Genomic DNA, 20,164 nt, shown 5'->3' with positions numbered 1-20,164 from the left:
AACATGTTTAATTGTATTTTGGGCAATGAGTTGAACAAAATAAAAAAAAGTATTGAATAATCATGGAAGTCCAATATGGGTCATGTTGATTACGATAGCACATTGATCGTCGGCTCTTTTATTGCAGCTGGCTTCATTTGTTATATTGTAATTTCCATGGAGCAGCTAATATTCAAGCAAGTCTATAAGAAATTTGAGTCCTTAATTTTATTGATTAATGGACTGCTACTCGCCTTAGCAATTAGCATCGTCCATATTGTTGGTATACAAGCTTATCATCTATTTGATACAGCTCACTCTAATATTCCTTTAATTGCAATATCTTATGCTATTAGTGCATTGTTATCTTGCATTGCGATGTGGTTGACTTCGCGTTTTACACTCCCTTTATTTAGACTCATTTTGAGCTCGATTATTATGGGAATCGGAATTTCAGCTTCATATTACATTAGCATGCTGGGCTGGAATATTAATGTTTATAAAAAAGATTACACTTCGTTTTTACTTTTATTTTCTGTATTAATTGCGATGAGTGGTTCAGGGCTAGCGTTTTTATTAGCCTATAAATTAAAAGACACTGAACGATATCGCTTAACTTTAAAAATCGCATTTTCGGTTATGATGACCTTAAGTATTATGGGGATGCACTACACAGCGCTTATTGCGACGAATATTACTGATAAATTTATTAGCCAATATCAGGCTGAACATGACTTATTATTATTTACAATTATTCTAGTCACCTGTTTGGTACTCGTAGCAAGTTTTATTGTTGCAATGTTAGAGCAACGCCTTACTCAACAGAATTTAGAGCTGCGTAAGGCAAATAAAGAATTAGCTAACCTATCTATACAAGACAATTTAACCAAATTACCTAACCGCCTTTATTTAGTGGATTATGCTGAAGTATTACTTTCAGATCATCGATACAAAGACCAGAAAATTGCTTTCTTATACATTGATTTAGATCGATTTAAATCGGTGAATGATGCATTTGGACATCATGTGGGTGATCAATTACTTATTCAGATGGCGAACCGCTTACATTGGCAACTCAATGAGAAGTGCAAACTGCTTAGAATTGGCGGTGATGAGTTTTTGCTTATTGCCGAAAATACAAATGCCGATGAAGCAGTTATTTTGGCTGAGAAAGTTTTACAGCTGATTCAAGAGAGTTATCAGATTTCTGGTAAAGAAATTAATATCTCTGCAAGCTTAGGAGTGGCACTATTTCCTGAGCACGGACAAAATGTTCAGGACTTACTCATGAACGCTGATGCCGCGATGCTCATGTCTAAAGAACAAGGCCGAAATACTTACACCATCTTTAGTTATTCAACCCATCAACAAGAAACGAGAAGTCAGTCAAAACTGATCAATGATCTTTATAAGGCCGTAGAAGAAAAGCAGTTCATCCTATATTACCAACCAAAATTTAATACGAATCTTGAGGTCTGTGGTGTTGAAGCATTAATCCGTTGGAATCATCCAGCTTTAGGAATACTCACACCGCATATGTTTATAGAAGGTGCAGAAAAAACGGGTTTGATCATTCCAATGGGATATTGGGCACTTGAGCAAGCTTGCCTGCAAATTCAAGAGTGGGAACGCAGTAACACTCCATTTTATCCAGTCGCAGTAAACCTATCTGCACTACAGTTCGAAAATAAAAAATTATTTAGTACACTCGAAGCGTTATTGAAAAAATATCAAATTCAAGCTCATCACTTAATTGTTGAGATTACTGAATCAACTGCAATGCGACATATTGATTTAAGTATTCGTGCTTGTGAGCGACTACGTGATATGGGTATTCGAGTCGCAATTGACGATTTTGGAACAGGGCATTCGAGCTTTTTGTATTTAAAAGATTTACCAGTAGATGAATTGAAAATTGATCGCGGCTTTATTGTCGATTTAAAGCCAGGTTCTAAAGAAGAAGTTATATTAGAAAGTATAATACATTTAGCTAAAAAGTTAGGTTTAACCGTAACAGCGGAAGGGGTGGAAACTCAACAGCAAGTTGAGATTTTAACCCGTTTAGGTTGTCAGCAATTTCAGGGTTATTTATTAGGAATGCCTGTTCACGTCGATCAACTGATTGAATCTCAAGGCGCTCACTTCGCTTAATCTTTTCTATATCGATTTTAAAAACTAACATTTCCTTTTTATTTTTTTTCTTTAAAGAACAATTAATTAAAATAAATCTATCTTCTAAAACACACCTATATATTTGTAATAGTGAATAGTATTAGTTTCTCAGTTAGTTGAGTATTTAATATATAATAATTTATAAATTTATACTGTAAGTATAAAGTAATTCTAATAAATTGATGTTTGTATTTTATAAAATATAACGAGTTAAAAGGGTTATTATAAAATATTGTGAAGTTTATATAATAATTAGAATTAATGAAGATAGAACTAAATAAAAATATTAATTTTTATAAAATATAAATATATTAATTTTTAGGCATTGAATAGATTTTGGGTGGAGTTGGAGGGTAGACTCCACCGAATTAAAGAATACTTTTTATCTTTATTAAAATATAAATATTTAATTAATTTATAAATTAAATAGTTGCATACTCTTGAACTGATTCTAGTTCAATAATTTTGTTTATATAAGACCACGTTTGTTCTGGATTAATCTTTCCTTTATTTATAGTGCCATCAATAATGATTCCATCTACAATGTTAAGAAAGAGCCCTGTTAGGATTTTTGTGTTTTCTACTTCTAACTCCGAAAGAGCTGAGAAAACTAATGAGTAAATCCACTCCCGATACTCATTAATTTGATGCTTAATAGAGGGGTACAATTGCATGACTTCGATGGTCGCTTTTTTAAATAAACAGCCATTAAAGTCATCTGTATTAATCCAATCGATATACCAATTAAATATTTTTTTTAATTTAATCAGTGGGTTAGTGGTATTTTTAATTTTTTCCAATATTGAATATTGTATCTCTAAATTTCTTTTATAAAGACATTCTTCAATTAAGGCTTCTTTAGAAGAAAAGTATTTATAAAAAGTCATTTTTGCAACATTTGACTCAGCAATAATGCGATCAACACCAATAGAAGTATAGCTTTTTTGGTTAAAGAGGGATGTTGCAGTTGTTATAATAGTTTCTCTTTTTGTCATCGGGTTCCCCGTTGCGGATATTTTTTGATTAACTTTGCTATTGTAAAGTGTATAAGCTTAAATAAAACTTATTTTATAGTATTTAAAAAATTATATTTATTCAATAGCTTGGTTAATTTAAAAAACAACATATTATATATTTAATTGGCAATAGTTTACTTTTTTAAATATTATTAATTAATCCGTTGATTTGTTGAGATAATACACATAGTATCAACTTGTTAAGTATGGGTGTGCGGAATTTATTTTAGCAATTGAATGCAAAATTGTAATAAAGACAGAGCCTATAACTTAACTATAAGAAAAACTTTTTACAGAGAATCATTATGTTAAAAAAATTTGAAGACTTTAATAATCCAAGAGAAAAAGCATTGCAGGGGATGAAAAATAGTATTCCTGCAAAACAATGGGATGAAAATTTACAATTTCTTAAACAGTTAAGAAAAACAATTGCAGAGTTACCAGTTTGTAATCATCCTGCTATTGAGCTGTTAAACGGTGGATATCTTGATAAACAACGTTTGACTCTTATCCATTTAGAATATCGTCATGCGATTGTACAAATTTTTACTGACGCTCTATTAAAGGCTCAATTTTTAACAAAACAATTGGAACCTAAACTCCACTCTGGAGCGAAGATGTATCCACGGGTATTATTAAGTTTAAATATACTTGATGAGTTTGGCTTTCGCCCTGGTTTAGACAAAGATAATTACTATCTGGGTAATCCTGAATATGCTCATTATCCTTTATATGAAGATTTACTTAATGATTATGGTTTAACGGAACATGACCGTCGTAATTATAAACCATCAAAATTTGCAGATCAGGTTAGATCATTTTTAGAATCTTCTTATGATAGTTATATTAATGTCGTGGCATTATTAGCTGTTGCAGAGGAGGAAGTCATTCTTTTTAGTCCTCCATTACGTCAAGCAACTAAATTCGTAAATATCGATGTTGAAGGTGGTGGTTATTACCATGTACATGGGGTATCTACGGATGAAACATCTGAGGCCGCTGATGACGATCATGAAGATGACTTGTGGTTTGCATTAGCACAAGCAATTACAAAAGATGATTATGAAAGCTTAACCAAGCTATGTATTGATTACTGTGCTTTATGGAATGAGTTCTGGGATGCACAAATTGCCGATGTTCAATTCATTGAAGAAAAGAAATTGGCGTAAAGATTCTGTTAAGTCTTAATCAAGCCCCATCTATAAACAGGTGGGCTTTTTTAATTGTAAAATTTCTAAAAAGTTAAGCTACATTCTTAAAAAAGATTATGAGTAACTCATGGCTTATCAACAAACATTAAACAGTTCTATAAATCTGCTACAATTACGCCAATTTTTATTTTGATCGACTTTAGGTCTTTGGCACTGCAATCTCCGCAGTAGGTGTATTTCATGAGTTTTAAAGATGAGTTAGCGGCACAGGTTGCTCAACGCCGCACATTTGCCATCATTTCCCACCCGAATGCTTGAGTCCAATTCATCCCCTTTCATCTTCATTCATTTTCCTAGAATAATAATCGCAAATATATATTTTTATTTGATTCTGAATCATAATTATTGAATATAGTCATTCAACCCATTTCATCGTTATTCAAGCTAATTCATCTAATTTGTGTACATTGTTGTGTACAAAATTTAGATTTGGAATTGAATCGTGAAAAATTTGTACACAGGTCTGCTTATGGCGCTTACGGATACATGGCTTAAGAAGAATTTAGGAAAAGAACGTGAAGATACACTTGTTGAATCTGATCAAGATGGATTGAGTGTTCGAGTTTCTCCTAAAGGTAAAATTACATTTCAAATGCGATTCCGTTATAATGGAAAGCAAGCACGTTTAGATTTTGGTAGTTATCCGTTATTGAGCTTAAAAGATGCCCGAGCTGAATTATTGAAAATGAAGGCTGTATTGGAGCAGGGGTATGATCCGCGGATTCACAAAAAAGTAGAGAAAGTAAAAATTGCTGAAGCTGTTACATTTAAAGAACTGTATGAAACGTGGCATGAAAAATACTGCTTAAGAGAAAAAAAGCAGGCTGAAGAAATTTATAGAACATTTGAACTTTATGTATTTCCTGTGTTTGGTGCTTTACCTGTGGATTCTATTACTTTACATGCTTGGTTGGAGCTATTAGAAGCTCACTTGGAGAAATCTGAATCTATTACTGAACGTATTTTGGTAAATACGAAGCAGTGTTTAGAGTGGGGTATCAAACGAAAACTTATAGAAAATAACCCTATTCGTCATATTTCTGGGAAAAATGATTTAGGTATTAAAAAGCGTCGAGGAACACGAATTTTAACAGATGAGGAAATTACGCTGACGTGGTGTATTTGTGATGAGTCCAGAATGACTTTGAAAAATGCACTTTTTATAAAATTGTGTCTATTTTTTGGTTGCCGTAATGGTGAATTAAGAACATCAGAGAAGACATTCTTTGATTTGAACAAAATGATCTGGACTGTTCCACCAGAATTACATAAGACTGGTAAAAATACAGGGCTTCCTTTGGTAAGGCCTATTATTCCAGAAATAGTGCCATTGATTGAACAAGCTATGTCCTTGAATGATTCAAAATTTATGTTTGTTAATGACGGGACGACTGAGATGATGAGTCTTAAGAGTCCGGGAAGTTTGCCATATAACATTATGCAGTATGCCCGTAGAAAGTATGATATCAATATGCCACATTGGTCTATACATGATTTGCGTCGTACGGCTCGTACCAATTTTAGTGCTTTTACATCTCGTGATGTTGCTGAGCTAATGGTAGGTCATGCTATGCCGGGAGAACAGGGGACATATGATCTTTATGACTATCTTGAGCCTCAAGCTAAAGCATATCAATTGTGGTGGGATAAATTGAAGAGTCTGGCTACATAGCCAGACTCTTCATATTGTTTTTGAAGTACTTTTCTTCCCATTCGTTAAAAGTATCTTCATCCCATAAACTCATGGAACCAGCCCCCTTTTTTGCAGGTGGGGGCATGGGTTTCACGAATAACTTTTGTTTCGGCTGTTGATAGCGCCATAGTGTTGCTGTTGAACAACCTTTTAAACGCTCTCGTACTTCTTTTGAGGTTAAATAAGCCATGGTATTTTCAGTTCTTGGGTTGTTCAATAATCAATCTTTTTGAGCTTTAGAAAACAAAACATCAAAAGTAGGCTGTATTCCACCAACTCTGATGAATTGATCTGTACTAACCACATATGCTTTCAATAGTTTCATCTGTTCTATGAAGTCAGAGGATTTCTTAATGAATCGGTTGCTCAATAAAAATCCATTGAGGTGATTGGGTGTTAATCCAATACGATTCTGGCTGTTCGGTTCTATCAAATGTTTAACCTCTTCCATAAATCCCAGATTGGTAAAACTAGATGGGTCATCAATGTACTGACATTCTGTAAAGATTAAATAACGGTGTACGAGTTGGTGATGAATAGTCAGCTCTCGTTTGACTAATACGCCACACACCTTATTTTCCTCACTCTGGCAGATGAGTCGGGTGATTTCTTTATCCATTGATTTCGCAAAATCAGACTGATTGGCTAAAGCAGCATTGGGGTACATGTCTTGATTGATCGGGTAGTAACACAACAATTCATGGACATCATAGCCAGACACTATTTTTTTGAGACATTTGATATAGGCATCAAATTGTGCTTTAGCCTCAAGCAATAGCTCATTCCAGTCTTGAATGAGTTGAGCATATTGGCGTGTTAACAGATAATTCAGGAACTGTTGAATCTTTTCCAGAATAAAACTCTGGTTAAGCTCCTGATTGGGTTGGATGCAGATGAGTCCTGTCTGGCTTAAAAAGGGATAGATTGCTTCTAAGAACGGATGTACTTTTGCATGAGCTATTCGTCCATTTATAAAAGGGCAGTCTTTGATGATTGGCATAGTTGAAACAAGTTTATGCCCATATTGATTTAAATACATCCTTTTCACACCATCTTCATCGACTTGTGGTGAGTAAACAGATTTAGTTTTCAATATTTCCTGGCAACTGTGTACGATGCTGTTGATGCATGTAGTTGGGCTATAAGGCATTTGAGCTATAGCAGCAATTGCCTGACTTTGTATACGTTGACTTTGGGTTAACATTCTATTTGCCCTTCTTCACATTCAAATTCTGATTTAAACCATTTGTTTTAAGCTTTCTCTTATTGATTACAGGAGGTTGGCTCATCTGTAGTCTTCTATAAGAGTTCGTAGCTAAATATTTCAATCTAAAAAACTGTTCTAACTGACAGCGATATTGAATCCCCAACATGAGATTCTCCCGTTGTTCTTTATCCGTTTCTTTGACCAGGCTAATCCCCAGAGTAGGGGATTGGCTTAAGTCACCATCACAGAAATACGTACAGCCTTGTTGATCCGTCAGCCTGCTCCAGTATTGAGACAAGTACTCGACGTAATCCTTAGCCTGACCATGAGAATTGCCATCCAGAAAAAAGATCACTTTGACAAAGAAGCCTTTTTTAAGGCTATGTCCAAAGCTAAAGAGATACCCTACAATTTGTTTCAGGGTTTTATTACGCCGTCGGTTCTCAAGGAGTTGAGCTATCTGATGTTTAAGTAGCTCAAGTCGATGAGACCCATGAAACTCCTGTTTCAGGTCGGTTGGATTGCTGTGCAGTAAATCTTGCTGATCTGGTGTATAAGCAAAATCTACAGGTATAACCCTTAGCTGACCGTACTTCTGGAGTAACTTGCTTACTAGCAACTTACATGACGTAAAGTTCTCTTTGTGTTGCTCCTCTCTTTTCCGAATAACATCTTTAACGGTTGGGCTGTTTAGCTCCTTACGTAACAATTCAATAAATTCATTAAGTAATTCGATTCGTTGTTTCAAATTACTTGGGTTTCTTCCTCTCAAATTTCTTTCAAACAAGCCGTATAGGCTTGGAGGGCTACTCATTGCATCTAATGTTTTGAAGAAACATTGAGTCTCTACACATACATCGAAAGGCTTTAAGAAATCAGGATTGGTGTTTATCAGGTCATCAATCTTCTTGATGAATGGTCTGAACCAGTCCTCATATTCAAAATATTCTCTCCCTTGATCTGTCTGTTTGACCGTTGCAGCTGGCAACTGGGTCTTATTACATTCCTGAACAAAGCAGGGGATATCCATCATCCGATCTAACCGAAAGTCACTGTATAAAAACCGTGACTGATAAACATCAGATGGTGCAAGGGTGACCTGATTTTCACAGATCAATGTCCTCAATTTCTTAGCTTTAAACTCCGTCATCTCTCTACTGCTGCTGAGCTAAGCAAATACCTGCTTAGCTGTATCATTTCTGTCATACCCGTGTTTGACATGAGTTAAGGGTCCTATGCTGAAACTCATCATCATTCTGTTGAGACTAGAGAAGGAGCTGGCAAATCCTTCTCTAATACGTATTCCTAAAATCCTGTATGGCTGAACATGTGATAGAGAGTAATGAAAGATAGAGTGGATTTTTTCGGGTTGCCTATTAAGTTATTGTTTTTTATATTTTTAAATATTTATGACATAAAACAAAGCCCCTATCCGAAGATAGGGGCTTTGAGTTTAATCTTTAAATTATTTGCTTTTTTTAGATTATATTTTTTTCTTGCTTGAATTTGGTTTTAGCAGAATTTGTTCAAGAAGAACTTTATCTCCCCGAATCCAATTAGAAAGGGTATCTACGCTATAATACGTTTTTAATAAATTTTTATAACCATCAATATTTAGCTTCCATTTCTTTCGTTTTAAGGCATCACATAGGTTTTGCTGCTCTTCGATTAACATATCGAGGTGAATCATCTTTTGTTCAGCTAATTCACGGCGTTCTTGATTGGAGGGGTGACTATTAAGCCATGCATTATCTTCTAATTCTATTTGTAGCCGATTGTGAGTATGTTGATACAATTTAATGAATTCTTTGCGGCCTATTTTAAATAATTCAGCTGTTAGAAATACTTGTTTTTCTAACTGACAAATAAAAATACTTGCCATTGCTTCAACCGCTGCATGTACAGATTTCCAGCCTCCTTTCTTGGCAGCATTTTTTTTAAGGAGTTCTTTGAATTGGAAAATATGCCATTCACTTAAAAGAGAAGTCTTCTTTTTACCTAAGGCTACATGGATACTCTTATCATAGTCAGGATCAACGATATACCGAAGCTCATTTGCAATTGGATAGTTATAGGCTATTTCATTATGAGTCGTAGGTATTTCATGTGGATTTTTGGACCATAGCTCATAAATACTACGTGTTAAGTCCTGTAATTTCATAAAGATATATTTGATATATTCAATATTGCTTTTACATTTTTCTATCTCACCATCCCAGAGTTCTTTACGGGTATCCTTACAAAGACAGAACATATACGCTAAAAGTAACTCTTCAGGTTTTTGAGCAATTTCAAAGGGGTTTTTTGATAGCTCGTCTCTGAGGTACAGATAGTCATCATAAGGGCTCAAGACCTCCATTTGTTCTGACATGCAATAAGTGGCTTGATACATAATAGCCTTATCTTCGGCTGCAATTGCAAAGTCGTCTGGATGAGTTAGCAATAAATCACTATTGCCTACTTTCTGACACTTATAGTAGTAAAGAACGAAGCTTTCATAGATACCAAGCTGTTCAAGGATGTAAGGAGTTAGATCATCGCTCTCCTCATTCTCTTCATCATCTATATCTTCAAAATGACTTGGGTCAAATCCTGTAAATGGCGGGGGGCTATAGAGATGATCTGTTTCGCTATTATTCATTACCGTTATTCTCAAGCATCATAATTTGATGAAAAGTTAAGTAAGTAATATAAGCGATAATAATGAGTAGAGTAATACTAACTTTATAATAGAAAAGAATTTTTTATGTTTGTGAAACATCATTCACTTAGATGCAGGCTATTCTTATATTGGTCAGTATGTCGTAATTTTAGTTGTTTAATGGGATTTTTGATAGTGGAGTTGGGTTACTTAAAAACTCAAGTGGAGTGCATAAAAAAAAGAACTTTAGTAAATCCTTTACATAAATTTTTATCTGATTTGATCTGCTCAACAAAAAAATTAATAATTTTTTTAACTTTTCCACGGATTTCAATGCATTTTTTATTTTTTTGATAAATTAGCGTTTTCACGAGGAGATATCGTTAATTATGAGCTTTTTAAAAGAAATTCTTCCATTTGTTACAATTCCGACGAGTGTAGTGCCTGTAATGGATTGGTTAGTTGCTTTGTCTATTATTCTTGCTCTTTTAGTTTATAGCAATGAGCGTCTCCAGAAACTAACAGAGAACAAACTTTCATTTGAAAAAATTATTAAAGGAATTTTGAGTGGAGTGCGTACTAGTGTACAACTTCGGGATGGGATAGAGCCGTGGACAATAAATAGAAAAATCAAAAAGGTTGGTGCGTATGCCGTTGGTGCCGCTTTAGTTTATGGATGTCTAATTTTTTCTGCACTTTCAGTAAGTTCAGTTTTAATGTTTATACTCAAAAAAAATGTTCTTACGCTTGATAAAACGTTCCTAGCGTTGGGGATAATTTTAATTTTTACTTGGGCCGCGAGATTTGCGTATATTGAAGCTCGATTAGCATTCAAAAATGCAAAATCTATCTGAAATGTTTAAAAAAATTCTGACGAACTAGATAGTCTAACCCTAGAGTAAAGCCCAACTAGGGCTTTACTCAGTGAGCGTTTTATCGACCTAAAATATATAAAATTTGGTCCTTTGTTAAGGAGTACGAGCGATCTAGCTCATGCCATTTCTGAATCATATTCTGATATCTGCCAACTTTTGGCATGTGGGAATTTCTTACCCCATCGTTAATGACATCAACAAAACGATTCGATTTTTTGAGGGCATCAACAAAGCGCATAAATTCTGATTCATTATTACCGTCAAAACCAGCAAACTTTACATCTTGAGGTGAGATGCCTGATGTATCACTTAAAGCATCATAGCTATCTTGTAATGCTTCATATACCTCAAGAATATTGAGTACTAATTCAGCATCTTCATCTGAAAGATTGTCAGAAAAGGTATCAAAACTTTGTCGATAGAGCCATTTGTGCCCATCTCGTAATTGTTCTGCCAAATCTAGGTAGTAATCCTCTTTTTTAAGGAGACCCAAGATTTCATATTGGTTAGCAAGAATTAAGCGTTCTTTGTCTGTTATTTCAATGTCCATGTATTTGCTGCTCTTTTAGAAGTATTATAAATTAATATATTGTTTTATTTTTAATTATTTCAAGAGCTGGAACATAATATTGTTTAACTTAAGGACAAGTTGGCTTGAACAGCCTTAGACCTCTCTAGGCGGACTAAGGCTAAGATCATGATGGGAAGATGCACTCTCAACATGCAGCTAAGAAGGGGCAGAAGAGAGCTTGAGGTGCGACTGATCATGCTTTCGAGGGCATCAGACGCTAAGTTTGGTTTGGTAATGCAGTGGTTCATAGATATATACCTACAAGTTGGATGATGTATTTTGGATAATTAGACAAAGCTCATCTTGGGACACTGTTTGAGCAGTGCCCTCAATGAGCATTCAAGATTTAATTGGAGTAGTCGTCGTTATGCATAGGTAAAGCTGCATTGATTGATAAGTCCTCAGATAAAACAATACCATTTTGTAGATATGGTTTTATTTGGATGATGGATGGTGCAATTTCATCTTAAAATCCTTGCGTTGGTACGTTAAGCTTATAATTATTTATTATTCTAAATTTTGATTTAGATTCAAATTAGTGGCAGGATTTTAATGATACAAAATATAGAGTTAAAATGGTTGTATGATCTTATCATATTAGAAAAATATCGAAACTTTACTATTGCTGCTGATATACGAAATATCTCACAGTCTTCCTTAAGTAGACGTATTCAAACACTAGAAAATTCTTTAGGATTTGAAATTTTTGATAGAGATATATCTCCTTTACAATTAACAGAAAAGGGTAAATTATTCCTTTTACATGTAAGAAGTTTTCTAGATGATTTTGAATACAATATAGATAAAATTAAAGGAACTAACGATTTAAGAAGTAAAGTTACAATAGCTTCAGCACATTCTTTAGCGGGTTTTATTTTCCCAAAAATATTAGGAAACTTAAAAAACTATGAGGAAAAAATATTTCATGTTGAATCGATTAATGTAAATGAGACAGTTGATCATTTAAGAAATGGCAAATGTGATTTTATTGCTTCTTTTTATGATGATGAGCTTATGAATCCACAATTTTTATGTCATAAGCTTTTTTCAGCTAAATTATACTTAGTAACAGCTGCAAATCATTTAGGGCGCCCTAAATTTTCACTTGAGGATAATTCTCTTCCATTAATGAATTATACTGATGATAGTTACATGGGGAAAAAAGTAAATAAATTTCTTCAAGATAATCAATCAACTTATTTTAGTACAACCTTTGTTTCGTCTATGAGTATCTTATTAAAAGATATGATTAAGGGAGGCTATGGAGTTGGGTGGTTACCAGATTACAGTATTCAAGAAGAATTGAAAGAGAATGAACTAATAATTATTCCATTAAAAGAATCCGTGTTATCAGTTGATATTTATCTCTATAGAAGTAGTTCTCGATTAAATACGGCCTCAGAAGGATTATGGAGCTTTATTAAAGCAATTGATTGGGCAATCGTTTAAATTTAAGAGGGAGATAAATTATTAATTTTTATCTCCCTCTTACTAAACTTTTATTAAGAAGTTTGTTGCTCAGTACTCATGATCACTTGTGTACTAGTGTTGACTTCTTCTGAAAGTTCATCTAATTGCGTAGTTCTAGCGATAACTGCTGTAGCAATACTATTTCCTACAACATTTGTAGCTGTACGTCCCATATCTAAAAATTGGTCAATTGCTAAAATTAGTAATAAACCAGCTTCAGGTAATTTAAATAAGCTTAATGTTGCTGCCACTACAACAATAGAAGCTTTTGATACCCCTGCAATCCCCTTACTTGTAATCATAAGTGTTAGGAGAATTAAAACTTGTTGCATAATACTCAAATCAATATTATAAGCTTGAGCAATAAATAAAATTGCAAAAGCAGCATACATCATTGAACCATCTAGATTAAATGAATAACCTAATGGAAGAACAAAGCTAGTTACTTGTTTAGGAACTCCAAACTTATTTAATGCATCCATAGTTTTAGGATATGCTGATTCACTACTTGTAGTTACAAAAGCAAGCATAACAGGTTCGCGGATGAGTTTAGCCAAAGTGAAAGTGTCTTTCTTTAAGAAAAGATAAGAAAAAGAGAATAAAATGAATAACAGCACTAACAATGCTAAAAAGAATGAACCAAGGAATGTCGCATAATTTGCGAAAACTGCTACACCTTGTACTGTAATAGCTGATGCAATAGCTGAGAAAGCAGCTACAGGTGCGAATTTCATTACATATTCTGTAATCTTAAACATAATATTGCTGAGTTCTTCAACAATTTTAAAAATGATAGATGCATACTGGGAGTTCACAAAACTTAAAGCTTTACCAAAAAAAATTGAAAAAATTAATATCTGTAAAATTTCATTGTTTGCCATAGCTTCAGCAAAGCTTCGTGGAAAAAGATGTGTAATAAACCCACTTAGTGTAAACCCTTCAGTATTAATTGAAGTTGGTAATACATTAGACACATGATCCGTTGTTAAGTTTAATCCAGCACCAGGTTGAAAAATATTTGCAAATAGCATGCCCAGTCCTAGAGAAATTAAGGAAGCTGAGATGAACCAAGCCATAGCTTTGAATGTAATTTTTCCAATAGAAGAAGAGCGGCCCATGGACACTATCCCAACTACAATTGTTGAAAAAATTAATGGTGCAATTATCATTTTAATCAATCTTAGAAATATATCCGTCAAAAGATTGAAATAAGATGATATTTCCTTTGCCTCTTCTGGAGTAGATGCTAAGTTGTGACAAATAAATCCAATTATTGCACCAAGAAAAATAGCTATGAATACATAACGTACAGTGGTTTCCTTTTTCATGTTTTACCTACATATTTGCTTAAGAACTAAAATGTCCTTTTTTAGTTATGACAGCTTTTTATCGCAGCCTCATGCATATAGACCAACACCTATGCATAAAGTGCATAGGAGTTGGTCTATATAAAAGTTCATATTTTTTGCTCGTATTGATACCAATAAATAGCATTACGAATTAAGAGATCAGTTGCATCAATGAATAAATCTGGATAGCTTTTAATCCATTCTTCTAAAATTAAAGGAAGTTCCGTACACGCAAGTAAAAATTTTCTATCTGAATTTAATTCATATAAATTAATAACTTGATTTATTATTTCTTTGGACTCCTCATAGTTTCCTGATTTGTATTTATAAATACTATCCATTATTTTTTGTTGGACTTCAGAAGAAGGAGTTGAGAATTTCATATTATTTTCAGCAAATTTATTTTGATAAAGCTGTGTCGAGATAGTGGCAGAAGTTGCCAGAATACAAACTTCTCTGGTATCAGTTTTTTCAATGTGCTTAACAGCAGACTCAATGATGCTGATCATTTTTGTGTGAGTGCGTTCTTGCAATTGATTAAACCAAAAGTGAGCAGTGTTACATGGAATAATAATACATCCCACATTGGCATTTTCTAAGATCTTTAAGTATTCACTCATTTTTTTAAGAGGTTTATCATTATGATTTAAAATAGATTCTGTTCTATCAGGTATATCTGGAATAGAAACCGTGATAACAGGAATATGTTCTTGATCACACTTCGCCATGGTATTCTTAATAATCTTACTCATAGCATCAACAGTGGCTTGAGGGCCCATCCCCCCTAAAATTCCTATTGGTTTATTCATAAGTATTTCCTTTAACTAACATATGTGTGTAGCTTTACAGAAAAAAATCTTATGAAATTGCGAAAAATAGATAAGTAATCTGAAAATTGCATAATAAATTATTATAGTAATTTGAAAATAAAGCATAACCTTTTGATTTTAAAATTTTTTAATTAATATGTAGTTATTTCCAATGCGTTTTTTGCATAATGTTTCTGTAAATTGCATTATTTTTGCATTTTAATGGTAAAATTTTTAATTAGGTTTTTTAATAAAAGTTAGATTTTTTATCTACAATCTCAGTTCTTGTATTGTAAGTGTATTTAGAAAATTTAAGATCATGTTGCCATGATGGAATCATACCGAACTTTACTTGTCGCCATTATATATTGCCATTGTTACTAAAAAGTAAAGGGCAGTCGTAACCAGAGTAAATATCGGCCTTATACTCAAACGTTAGTTCGAAAAGTTTAAGAAGGTCGATCCGATCTTTTTCAATCGGTTCGTAGCTTGCATTTATAGCTAAATCCTTTAACTTTTATTATAACTTTTTATTTTTGTAAATTAGATTAAATAAATCAATAACCTGTTAAAATTACCATTCTTGTCAAACAAGAGGATGGACAAACGGTCATAAAAGTAATTACTTACATCTTAAATCTATCTCCTGAGCGAGAAAAAGAAGCCTTTTCTATTTTAGGTACCCAATCTGATGCGCGGTATCTAGATCAGAAAGTTGAGAATTATCGTAGAGGTACCGAACGTTGGCTATGTATTTACTGGTGTTCAGCAGAAAATAGACTGGATGCAATTTCAGATTTACTTCTCGAGAAAGTTAGGTTGTTAGATATAATTGAAAGAACTTTAAAATAATTTTAAATCAAATTGTTACTTAGCAAGTTTATGTAGCTTTAAGATATATGAGTGAGCAACTCGGCTATAAACTCATTGTATGCTATAGAGTTTGGTGAAAGGGTCTTTATGAATAATAATCAATTTTTAAAACGTTTCTTTGAGATCGAGGCTGGCAAAGAACTACCCCATCTTGAGGAGGATTATCACCATATAACTTTCAACGTAACAATTACCCCTGATGTGCCTAACAAAGATTACATTGTGGTATTTTTAGGTGATCATTTAATATTTCCTATTATTCTTGAGCTTCCTAAAAATGAACATCGCTTAAACCTAGGTTGGATTGATATCTTTTATATTTCGAAAAAGACAGTCCGTAAAGGCAAAAAAAGAATCAAGTTTCTTAAGTTGATTGATGAGTATATTAGAGCTAATCATTTACTTGATTTACACGAATAACGGGTTTTCTAGAATTAAAGAATAAGAGTGTAAGTGTATTTTTACTTAGACATGACCTGTGATTTTAAAGAAAAAATACCTTGGGTTGTTTATACCCAAGGCTTGATAAGTGGATGTATAAATAACCATATCGACTTAGAACCTATCAGATTTCACATAAAGATTACTGAGCTATCTAACCTATCCGCACATCCGTAAATGTGATTGATCATGTTTCCGAGGGCATCCCATTTTAACTTCAGGGATTTCAGGAGGCTGACTGGTACGGAATCCTCTAAACCGTTTCTGCTTCATAAATTGAAAATACTGGTCATTCTTGCAAAGATAATCAAAACTCTGTTCGAGGTTCTTTAGCATCTCTACGTCAGAATAATCCAACATCCCTAAAGCACAATAACGGTAATCTTCTTTCTTCATATTACAGATAAATACCGAGCCTTGGTTATTGGTCACTTGTTGCCATTGTTTGGCAATGTACTGCCCCCAAGTAATATCTGCCCAATGGTCTTGCCCATCAAAGAAGTAATAAGCATGGACGTGATAACCCTTCTGAGGGCCGTATTCAATGCGATGGATATAACCCAGCGCATGCTTCATGCGATTCATTCTGGCATTCTCATTGAGGCGTTTAAGTGCTTTTAGAATGAATTGGCTATCCTGTTCAGATTGCCATTGGTCAGGTGAAATATGATTGTTTATTAAACTCTCTGGGTCTCGCATAATGCCGAGGTCTATTCGAACAACCAGTATTTTAGAATGGACATGCAATAGGGCATGTACCAGCTCAATCATTTTCTCTTTGGTCTTTAATCGACTGTCTTTCCGGCTATTCAATCGTTTACGGACTTTAGCGCTGCTTATTCTCTCATTTAGCAGGTTCTGGAATCGATTCAAAGCATCCACGTAAGCTTGAGTTTGCTCGTTGATATAAACACTAGTTGAAGTAAATGTACCTAGAACGAATCTCTCTGCATCCGATAAGTCTTGAATGACTGAATGGATGGCTTCTAACTCTACGCTCACAGTATAGGTGTTAGACACTGGCATGGAGAAGATGGAGGGTAATGCTGCGATTAATTGAACTGGAAGGTCTTTTGCATATTGCACGGATAGTTTCTTATTGCCCTGAATGCCTTTAGTCGTTCGCAATGAAGCTAAAGAACGTTGCTTACGACAATGAATCCCTAATTGTAAGCGGTCAATAAAACATTGAGTTTCAGGATGAGAAAGCAATCGAAATTCAACTAGGTCACCTTCATCGTTGTTTACCTCATAACAAGAATAATCTTCCTGAATCTGATCGAGTAACTGAAGTGCTTCTAGGTCATCTAAAGACCATTGCCCAGCAGTAGACGCTAAGTTCGGTTTAGTAATGCGGTGGTTCATAGATATATACCTAATGGGAAGTTGGATGGTGTATTTGCATAAACTAGATAAAGCTCTCCTTGGGACACTGTTTTGAGCCGTGCCCTCAATGAGCTCAAGAATTAATTAGGGGAGTAGCTAGCAGTCTTCATGGACGGACTAAAGTGCATCGACTGATTAGGATGTCAGTACTACCAGCCATGGGACAGATCGGATTGCCTGTTGATCGGAGAGACACTGGAGTGAGAACGTTGCTCTAGGTATGTGTATTAATCATGGATGAAATATATCTTGGATATATATTTCATCTGGAATACTGGATTGTATGAATCTACTGAATCACTAGAGAACTGGTTACACAGGTTAGTTAATTAAATATATTTAGATTTAGTCTCTATAGATATTTGTATATTAGATATATAAATAATTTAAAACCTAAACTACGCTCACATGTTTTCTACTTCTATACGGCAGTTTCAACCTTCTCGGAAATACGAGCATATTTGGATGAGTCCGATATACGGACTTAAGCAGACTAAAATGTTCTTTTGCTCACGAACTAGACTCGGTAATTTTTATCTCGTATGATGTGCCAACGCCGTAAAAAATAACTTAATTAGTCTTCTTATGAAGCTAGAACAATGAAGAATTAAATCGGTATTTTATATCCTGAAGATATACTCATCTCATTGTGTACGATGATGCTTGTAGATAGTTGTTTTAGTTGTTTATTAACCTAAAACATACATTGAAAAGTTGTACGGACTTACAGGTAAGTAGCTGTTTAGAGGCAAAAAATTATAAAAACTATACGCATTTTAAAATGATGAAATTAGTGTGGTAAATCTCTCTCATTGAGCTCCAAATTAAACGTCCATTACATATATTTTACTAATTTAAAAAGTCTGTTAGGGACATTTAATGCCCCTAACACTTATTGAAATAAGACTAAATAGATAGGTTTACATTAAGATTTATTCTAGTCATCTTGTGACATTGCTTCAGCATATTCCTTTTCCCATATTACTCTGGCATCACTTTCAGAACAGCCTTTTTCAATCATGATTTGCTTAATTTGTTCTTCTCTATCTTCTTCAAATTGATCAAAGTCTGCTTGTTCATGAGGGTTCATTGGAATTGACATGTTTTTACCTAAAAAAATTAATGATTTTAGAAACATGGCATATTCTTAAAGTAGGGTCAATATGAGATACGACTAAGGTTTGAATATATAATCTTTTCTAATTTTAATAAGGTCTTTTTATTAATTGCAACGCAAGATGGTAGGCTACGGTTTTAGAAATTGACTCTGCTACAAAGAACTCTTGGGGCGGTGTGAAGTCTACAGTCTGTTTAATATAACGCGTCTGTTTTCCTGTCTGTTTGTCTTTAAAAATAAACTCATCATGTGCATGAGAATATTCTTGTCCATACAGGGGGCCACCAAGACACTTTAACCGAACCACTGAAACATCCTTAAATTTACTTAATGGTTAGTTTAATGGGCTAATCTAATGAAAATCAATAACAATCACTTTACGACTTAGTCGATAGATCATTGACACCTTAAATGTTGCACATTATCCTTTGCGTGCTGGCCTACATTGCCAGTTGGTCGTCGCGGACCATTCTTAGGAGTATTAAAGGTTTTACTTTTAGTACTCAGCCCCTCGTGCCCCCTCTCTGCGGTGGAACGGGAGGGGGACACCTTCGGGTGTGCTGGCCCTAAGACCAGTCCGCGAACCCTTTCTCGTTCTGCCACCATAATTCTCTAATGCTTTGGCAGAACTCCCAATATAAAGGAGTTGGCTATGCATATTCTTTTTACACCTCCCGACTAGTTTGAATAGAGTTTGATGAACTTACTGTTTCTCAAGCTTTAGTTTTTTGCGTCTAAAAATTTAACTTAATAAATATGTCATGTGAGATACACCGTGGCAGGGCTTTGTATTGCCTAAAAAAGCCTAAGCTCCATGACCTTGTCACTGGATATAACGATGAAAAATAAGATTCTGATGGGTGTGGTGGGTATCAGTGTTCTGATCATGAATGGCTGTTCTTCCGATTTCGAAAAGGGCATGAAGCATGGCTGCTACAACATGGGAGGCAGCCGCAGCTATTGCTCTTGTGTCTATGACAAGGTCGAAGAACACTATGGAAAAACCGTCATGCGCCAGATTGAACGTGTGAACTACCTACCTTCTGATTTTGACCGCGTGGTGTATCAATCTGGTGAGCAATGCGTAGACAAGTTTTAGCAGTAGATATTTAAAGCCTTAAGTAAATCATAGAAGCACTCATTTCCTGTTGCCTGTCTGGGCAGCGGGAAGGGCTTATGCAACCAAATTTAGGAATATTGATCATGAAACATCCATTTTTCACCTTCTATTTTACGATTGTCATTGGCTACTGGCTGTATTGCATTTGGGAATATCCGGGTCATTACTCTGGTGCTTATCTACTAGGACGTGCTTTAGTCTGGCCTTTTATATTTATACGCTGGTTCTTCTAGG

The 20,164-nt window shown here is 34.4% G+C and carries 19 protein-coding genes and 3 pseudogenes; 9 read left to right on the top strand and 13 right to left on the bottom strand.

Features of this window, described 5'->3' with window-relative positions; all coding sequences use genetic code 11:
- The first annotated feature begins 75 nt into the window (after nt 1–75).
- Nucleotides 76–2,130: a putative bifunctional diguanylate cyclase/phosphodiesterase gene (locus J690_RS08420; RefSeq protein WP_032035332.1), complete on the top strand. Its 2,055-nt coding sequence runs from the start codon at nt 76–78 to the stop codon at nt 2,128–2,130.
- 443 nt (nt 2,131–2,573) lie between these two features.
- Here the strand turns inward: J690_RS08420 and J690_RS08415 are convergent, their stop codons facing one another.
- Nucleotides 2,574–3,146 carry a TetR/AcrR family transcriptional regulator gene (locus J690_RS08415; RefSeq protein WP_032035331.1) on the bottom strand — a complete coding sequence of 191 codons (573 nt, stop codon included), beginning with the start codon at nt 3,144–3,146 and terminating at the stop codon, nt 2,574–2,576.
- Nucleotides 3,147–3,472: 326 nt separating this feature from the next.
- On the opposite strand from J690_RS08415, the gene J690_RS08410 reads away from it, so the two are divergent.
- The 3 genes and pseudogenes from J690_RS08410 to J690_RS08405 all read left to right on the top strand — a co-directional run bounded on the left by J690_RS08410 (nt 3,473) and on the right by J690_RS08405 (nt 6,050).
- Nucleotides 3,473–4,336, top strand: coding sequence for a hypothetical protein (locus J690_RS08410; protein WP_032005577.1), 864 nt, complete (start codon nt 3,473–3,475; stop codon nt 4,334–4,336).
- A gap of 222 nt (nt 4,337–4,558) precedes the next feature.
- A pseudogene (locus J690_RS24730) lies at nt 4,559–4,633 on the top strand (hypothetical protein); the annotation flags it as partial.
- A 214-nt stretch (nt 4,634–4,847) separates the two neighbouring features.
- Nucleotides 4,848–6,050: a tyrosine-type recombinase/integrase gene (locus J690_RS08405; RefSeq protein ID WP_032035330.1), complete on the top strand. Its 1,203-nt coding sequence runs from the start codon at nt 4,848–4,850 to the stop codon at nt 6,048–6,050.
- Here J690_RS08405 and J690_RS08400 read toward each other — a convergent pair.
- The 4 genes from J690_RS08400 to J690_RS08385 form a co-directional block, all read right to left on the bottom strand.
- Nucleotides 6,043–6,261: a hypothetical protein gene (locus J690_RS08400; RefSeq protein ID WP_032035329.1), complete on the bottom strand. Its 219-nt coding sequence runs from the start codon at nt 6,259–6,261 to the stop codon at nt 6,043–6,045. The two genes, J690_RS08405 and J690_RS08400, sit on opposite strands and share 8 nt — an antisense overlap.
- Nucleotides 6,262–6,291: 30 nt before the next feature.
- A complete protein-coding gene (locus J690_RS24375; RefSeq protein ID WP_032035328.1) occupies nt 6,292–7,275 on the bottom strand; it encodes a hypothetical protein in 984 nt (327 codons plus the stop codon).
- A gap of 1 nt (nt 7,276) precedes the next feature.
- Nucleotides 7,277–8,428 (bottom strand): hypothetical protein, encoded by a 1,152-nt coding sequence (locus tag J690_RS08390; RefSeq protein WP_032035327.1) that lies wholly within the window; start codon nt 8,426–8,428, stop codon nt 7,277–7,279.
- Between the two features lie 333 nt (nt 8,429–8,761).
- Nucleotides 8,762–9,919 carry a hypothetical protein gene (locus tag J690_RS08385; protein ID WP_032035326.1) on the bottom strand — a complete coding sequence of 386 codons (1,158 nt, stop codon included), beginning with the start codon at nt 9,917–9,919 and terminating at the stop codon, nt 8,762–8,764.
- 389 nt (nt 9,920–10,308) lie between these two features.
- Here J690_RS08385 and J690_RS08380 point away from each other — a divergent pair, with 389 nt between their 5' ends.
- Entirely contained in the window at nt 10,309–10,773 is a 465-nt protein-coding gene (locus J690_RS08380) for a hypothetical protein (RefSeq protein WP_032035325.1), read from the top strand.
- Between the two features lie 79 nt (nt 10,774–10,852).
- Here J690_RS08380 and J690_RS08375 read toward each other — a convergent pair whose 3' ends face one another.
- Entirely contained in the window at nt 10,853–11,344 is a 492-nt protein-coding gene (locus tag J690_RS08375; protein WP_050688036.1) for a YfbU family protein, read from the bottom strand.
- Between the two features lie 394 nt (nt 11,345–11,738).
- Nucleotides 11,739–11,825 (bottom strand): annotated as a pseudogene (locus J690_RS24555) (LexA family protein); the annotation flags it as partial.
- Nucleotides 11,826–11,917: 92 nt separating this feature from the next.
- Here J690_RS24555 and J690_RS08370 point away from each other — a divergent pair.
- Nucleotides 11,918–12,814: a LysR substrate-binding domain-containing protein gene (locus J690_RS08370; RefSeq protein ID WP_032035323.1), complete on the top strand. Its 897-nt coding sequence runs from the start codon at nt 11,918–11,920 to the stop codon at nt 12,812–12,814.
- A 53-nt stretch (nt 12,815–12,867) separates the two neighbouring features.
- Here the strand turns inward: J690_RS08370 and J690_RS08365 are convergent, their stop codons facing one another.
- From J690_RS08365 to J690_RS24550, 3 genes and pseudogenes are all read right to left on the bottom strand, one after another.
- Nucleotides 12,868–14,163 (bottom strand): dicarboxylate/amino acid:cation symporter, encoded by a 1,296-nt coding sequence (locus J690_RS08365; protein ID WP_032035322.1) that lies wholly within the window; start codon nt 14,161–14,163, stop codon nt 12,868–12,870.
- 128 nt (nt 14,164–14,291) lie between these two features.
- Entirely contained in the window at nt 14,292–14,993 is a 702-nt protein-coding gene (gene cuyB / locus J690_RS08360) for a cysteate racemase (protein WP_032035321.1), read from the bottom strand.
- A 253-nt stretch (nt 14,994–15,246) separates the two neighbouring features.
- Nucleotides 15,247–15,492: pseudogene (locus J690_RS24550) on the bottom strand (SOS response-associated peptidase); the annotation flags it as partial.
- Nucleotides 15,493–15,953: 461 nt separating this feature from the next.
- Here J690_RS24550 and J690_RS08355 point away from each other — a divergent pair.
- Nucleotides 15,954–16,286 (top strand): hypothetical protein, encoded by a 333-nt coding sequence (locus J690_RS08355; RefSeq protein ID WP_032035320.1) that lies wholly within the window; start codon nt 15,954–15,956, stop codon nt 16,284–16,286.
- A gap of 180 nt (nt 16,287–16,466) precedes the next feature.
- Here the strand turns inward: J690_RS08355 and J690_RS08350 are convergent, their stop codons facing one another.
- The 3 genes from J690_RS08350 to J690_RS0104145 all read right to left on the bottom strand — a co-directional run bounded on the left by J690_RS08350 (nt 16,467) and on the right by J690_RS0104145 (nt 19,117).
- Complete coding sequence (locus tag J690_RS08350) at nt 16,467–17,672, bottom strand: YagK/YfjJ domain-containing protein (RefSeq protein WP_032035319.1); 1,206 nt, start codon at nt 17,670–17,672, stop codon at nt 16,467–16,469.
- Nucleotides 17,673–18,630: 958 nt separating this feature from the next.
- Nucleotides 18,631–18,795, bottom strand: coding sequence for a hypothetical protein (locus J690_RS08345; RefSeq protein WP_228132995.1), 165 nt, complete (start codon nt 18,793–18,795; stop codon nt 18,631–18,633).
- Between the two features lie 103 nt (nt 18,796–18,898).
- On the bottom strand, nt 18,899–19,117 hold the full coding sequence (locus tag J690_RS0104145) for a hypothetical protein (protein WP_032035317.1): 219 nt from the start codon (nt 19,115–19,117) through the stop codon (nt 18,899–18,901).
- A 531-nt stretch (nt 19,118–19,648) separates the two neighbouring features.
- Between J690_RS0104145 and J690_RS08340 the strand changes: the two genes are divergently transcribed.
- Nucleotides 19,649–19,909, top strand: a complete 261-nt coding sequence (locus J690_RS08340; protein ID WP_032035316.1) for a hypothetical protein — start codon at nt 19,649–19,651, stop codon at nt 19,907–19,909.
- A 104-nt stretch (nt 19,910–20,013) separates the two neighbouring features.
- Complete coding sequence (locus tag J690_RS24370; RefSeq protein ID WP_002017940.1) at nt 20,014–20,163, top strand: hypothetical protein; 150 nt, start codon at nt 20,014–20,016, stop codon at nt 20,161–20,163.
- The last annotated feature ends 1 nt before the right edge of the window (nt 20,164 follow it).

Origin of the sequence: Acinetobacter sp. 742879, assembly GCF_000588535.1 — a bacterium.
Taxonomy (GTDB): Bacteria; Pseudomonadota; Gammaproteobacteria; order Pseudomonadales; family Moraxellaceae; genus Acinetobacter; species Acinetobacter pittii.
Note: the sequence above shows the minus strand (reverse complement) of the source record. Positions and strands in the feature narration are given on the sequence as shown.

Coding starts and splice junctions, on each gene's coding strand:
- J690_RS08340 (WP_032035316.1), top strand. CDS start 19,649: ATGAAAAATAAGATTCTGATGGGTGTGGTGGGTATCAGTGTTCTGATC.
- J690_RS08400 (WP_032035329.1), bottom strand. CDS start 6,261: ATGGCTTATTTAACCTCAAAAGAAGTACGAGAGCGTTTAAAAGGTTGT.
- J690_RS08415 (WP_032035331.1), bottom strand. CDS start 3,146: ATGACAAAAAGAGAAACTATTATAACAACTGCAACATCCCTCTTTAAC.
- J690_RS08385 (WP_032035326.1), bottom strand. CDS start 9,919: ATGAATAATAGCGAAACAGATCATCTCTATAGCCCCCCGCCATTTACA.
- J690_RS08370 (WP_032035323.1), top strand. CDS start 11,918: ATGATACAAAATATAGAGTTAAAATGGTTGTATGATCTTATCATATTA.
- cuyB (WP_032035321.1), bottom strand. CDS start 14,993: ATGAATAAACCAATAGGAATTTTAGGGGGGATGGGCCCTCAAGCCACT.
- J690_RS08375 (WP_050688036.1), bottom strand. CDS start 11,344: ATGGACATTGAAATAACAGACAAAGAACGCTTAATTCTTGCTAACCAA.
- J690_RS24375 (WP_032035328.1), bottom strand. CDS start 7,275: ATGTTAACCCAAAGTCAACGTATACAAAGTCAGGCAATTGCTGCTATA.
- J690_RS08380 (WP_032035325.1), top strand. CDS start 10,309: ATGAGCTTTTTAAAAGAAATTCTTCCATTTGTTACAATTCCGACGAGT.
- J690_RS24370 (WP_002017940.1), top strand. CDS start 20,014: ATGAAACATCCATTTTTCACCTTCTATTTTACGATTGTCATTGGCTAC.
- J690_RS08405 (WP_032035330.1), top strand. CDS start 4,848: ATGGCGCTTACGGATACATGGCTTAAGAAGAATTTAGGAAAAGAACGT.
- J690_RS08420 (WP_032035332.1), top strand. CDS start 76: ATGGGTCATGTTGATTACGATAGCACATTGATCGTCGGCTCTTTTATT.
- J690_RS08410 (WP_032005577.1), top strand. CDS start 3,473: ATGTTAAAAAAATTTGAAGACTTTAATAATCCAAGAGAAAAAGCATTG.
- J690_RS08365 (WP_032035322.1), bottom strand. CDS start 14,163: ATGAAAAAGGAAACCACTGTACGTTATGTATTCATAGCTATTTTTCTT.
- J690_RS08390 (WP_032035327.1), bottom strand. CDS start 8,428: ATGACGGAGTTTAAAGCTAAGAAATTGAGGACATTGATCTGTGAAAAT.
- J690_RS08350 (WP_032035319.1), bottom strand. CDS start 17,672: ATGAACCACCGCATTACTAAACCGAACTTAGCGTCTACTGCTGGGCAA.
- J690_RS08345 (WP_228132995.1), bottom strand. CDS start 18,795: ATGTCAATTCCAATGAACCCTCATGAACAAGCAGACTTTGATCAATTT.
- J690_RS08355 (WP_032035320.1), top strand. CDS start 15,954: ATGAATAATAATCAATTTTTAAAACGTTTCTTTGAGATCGAGGCTGGC.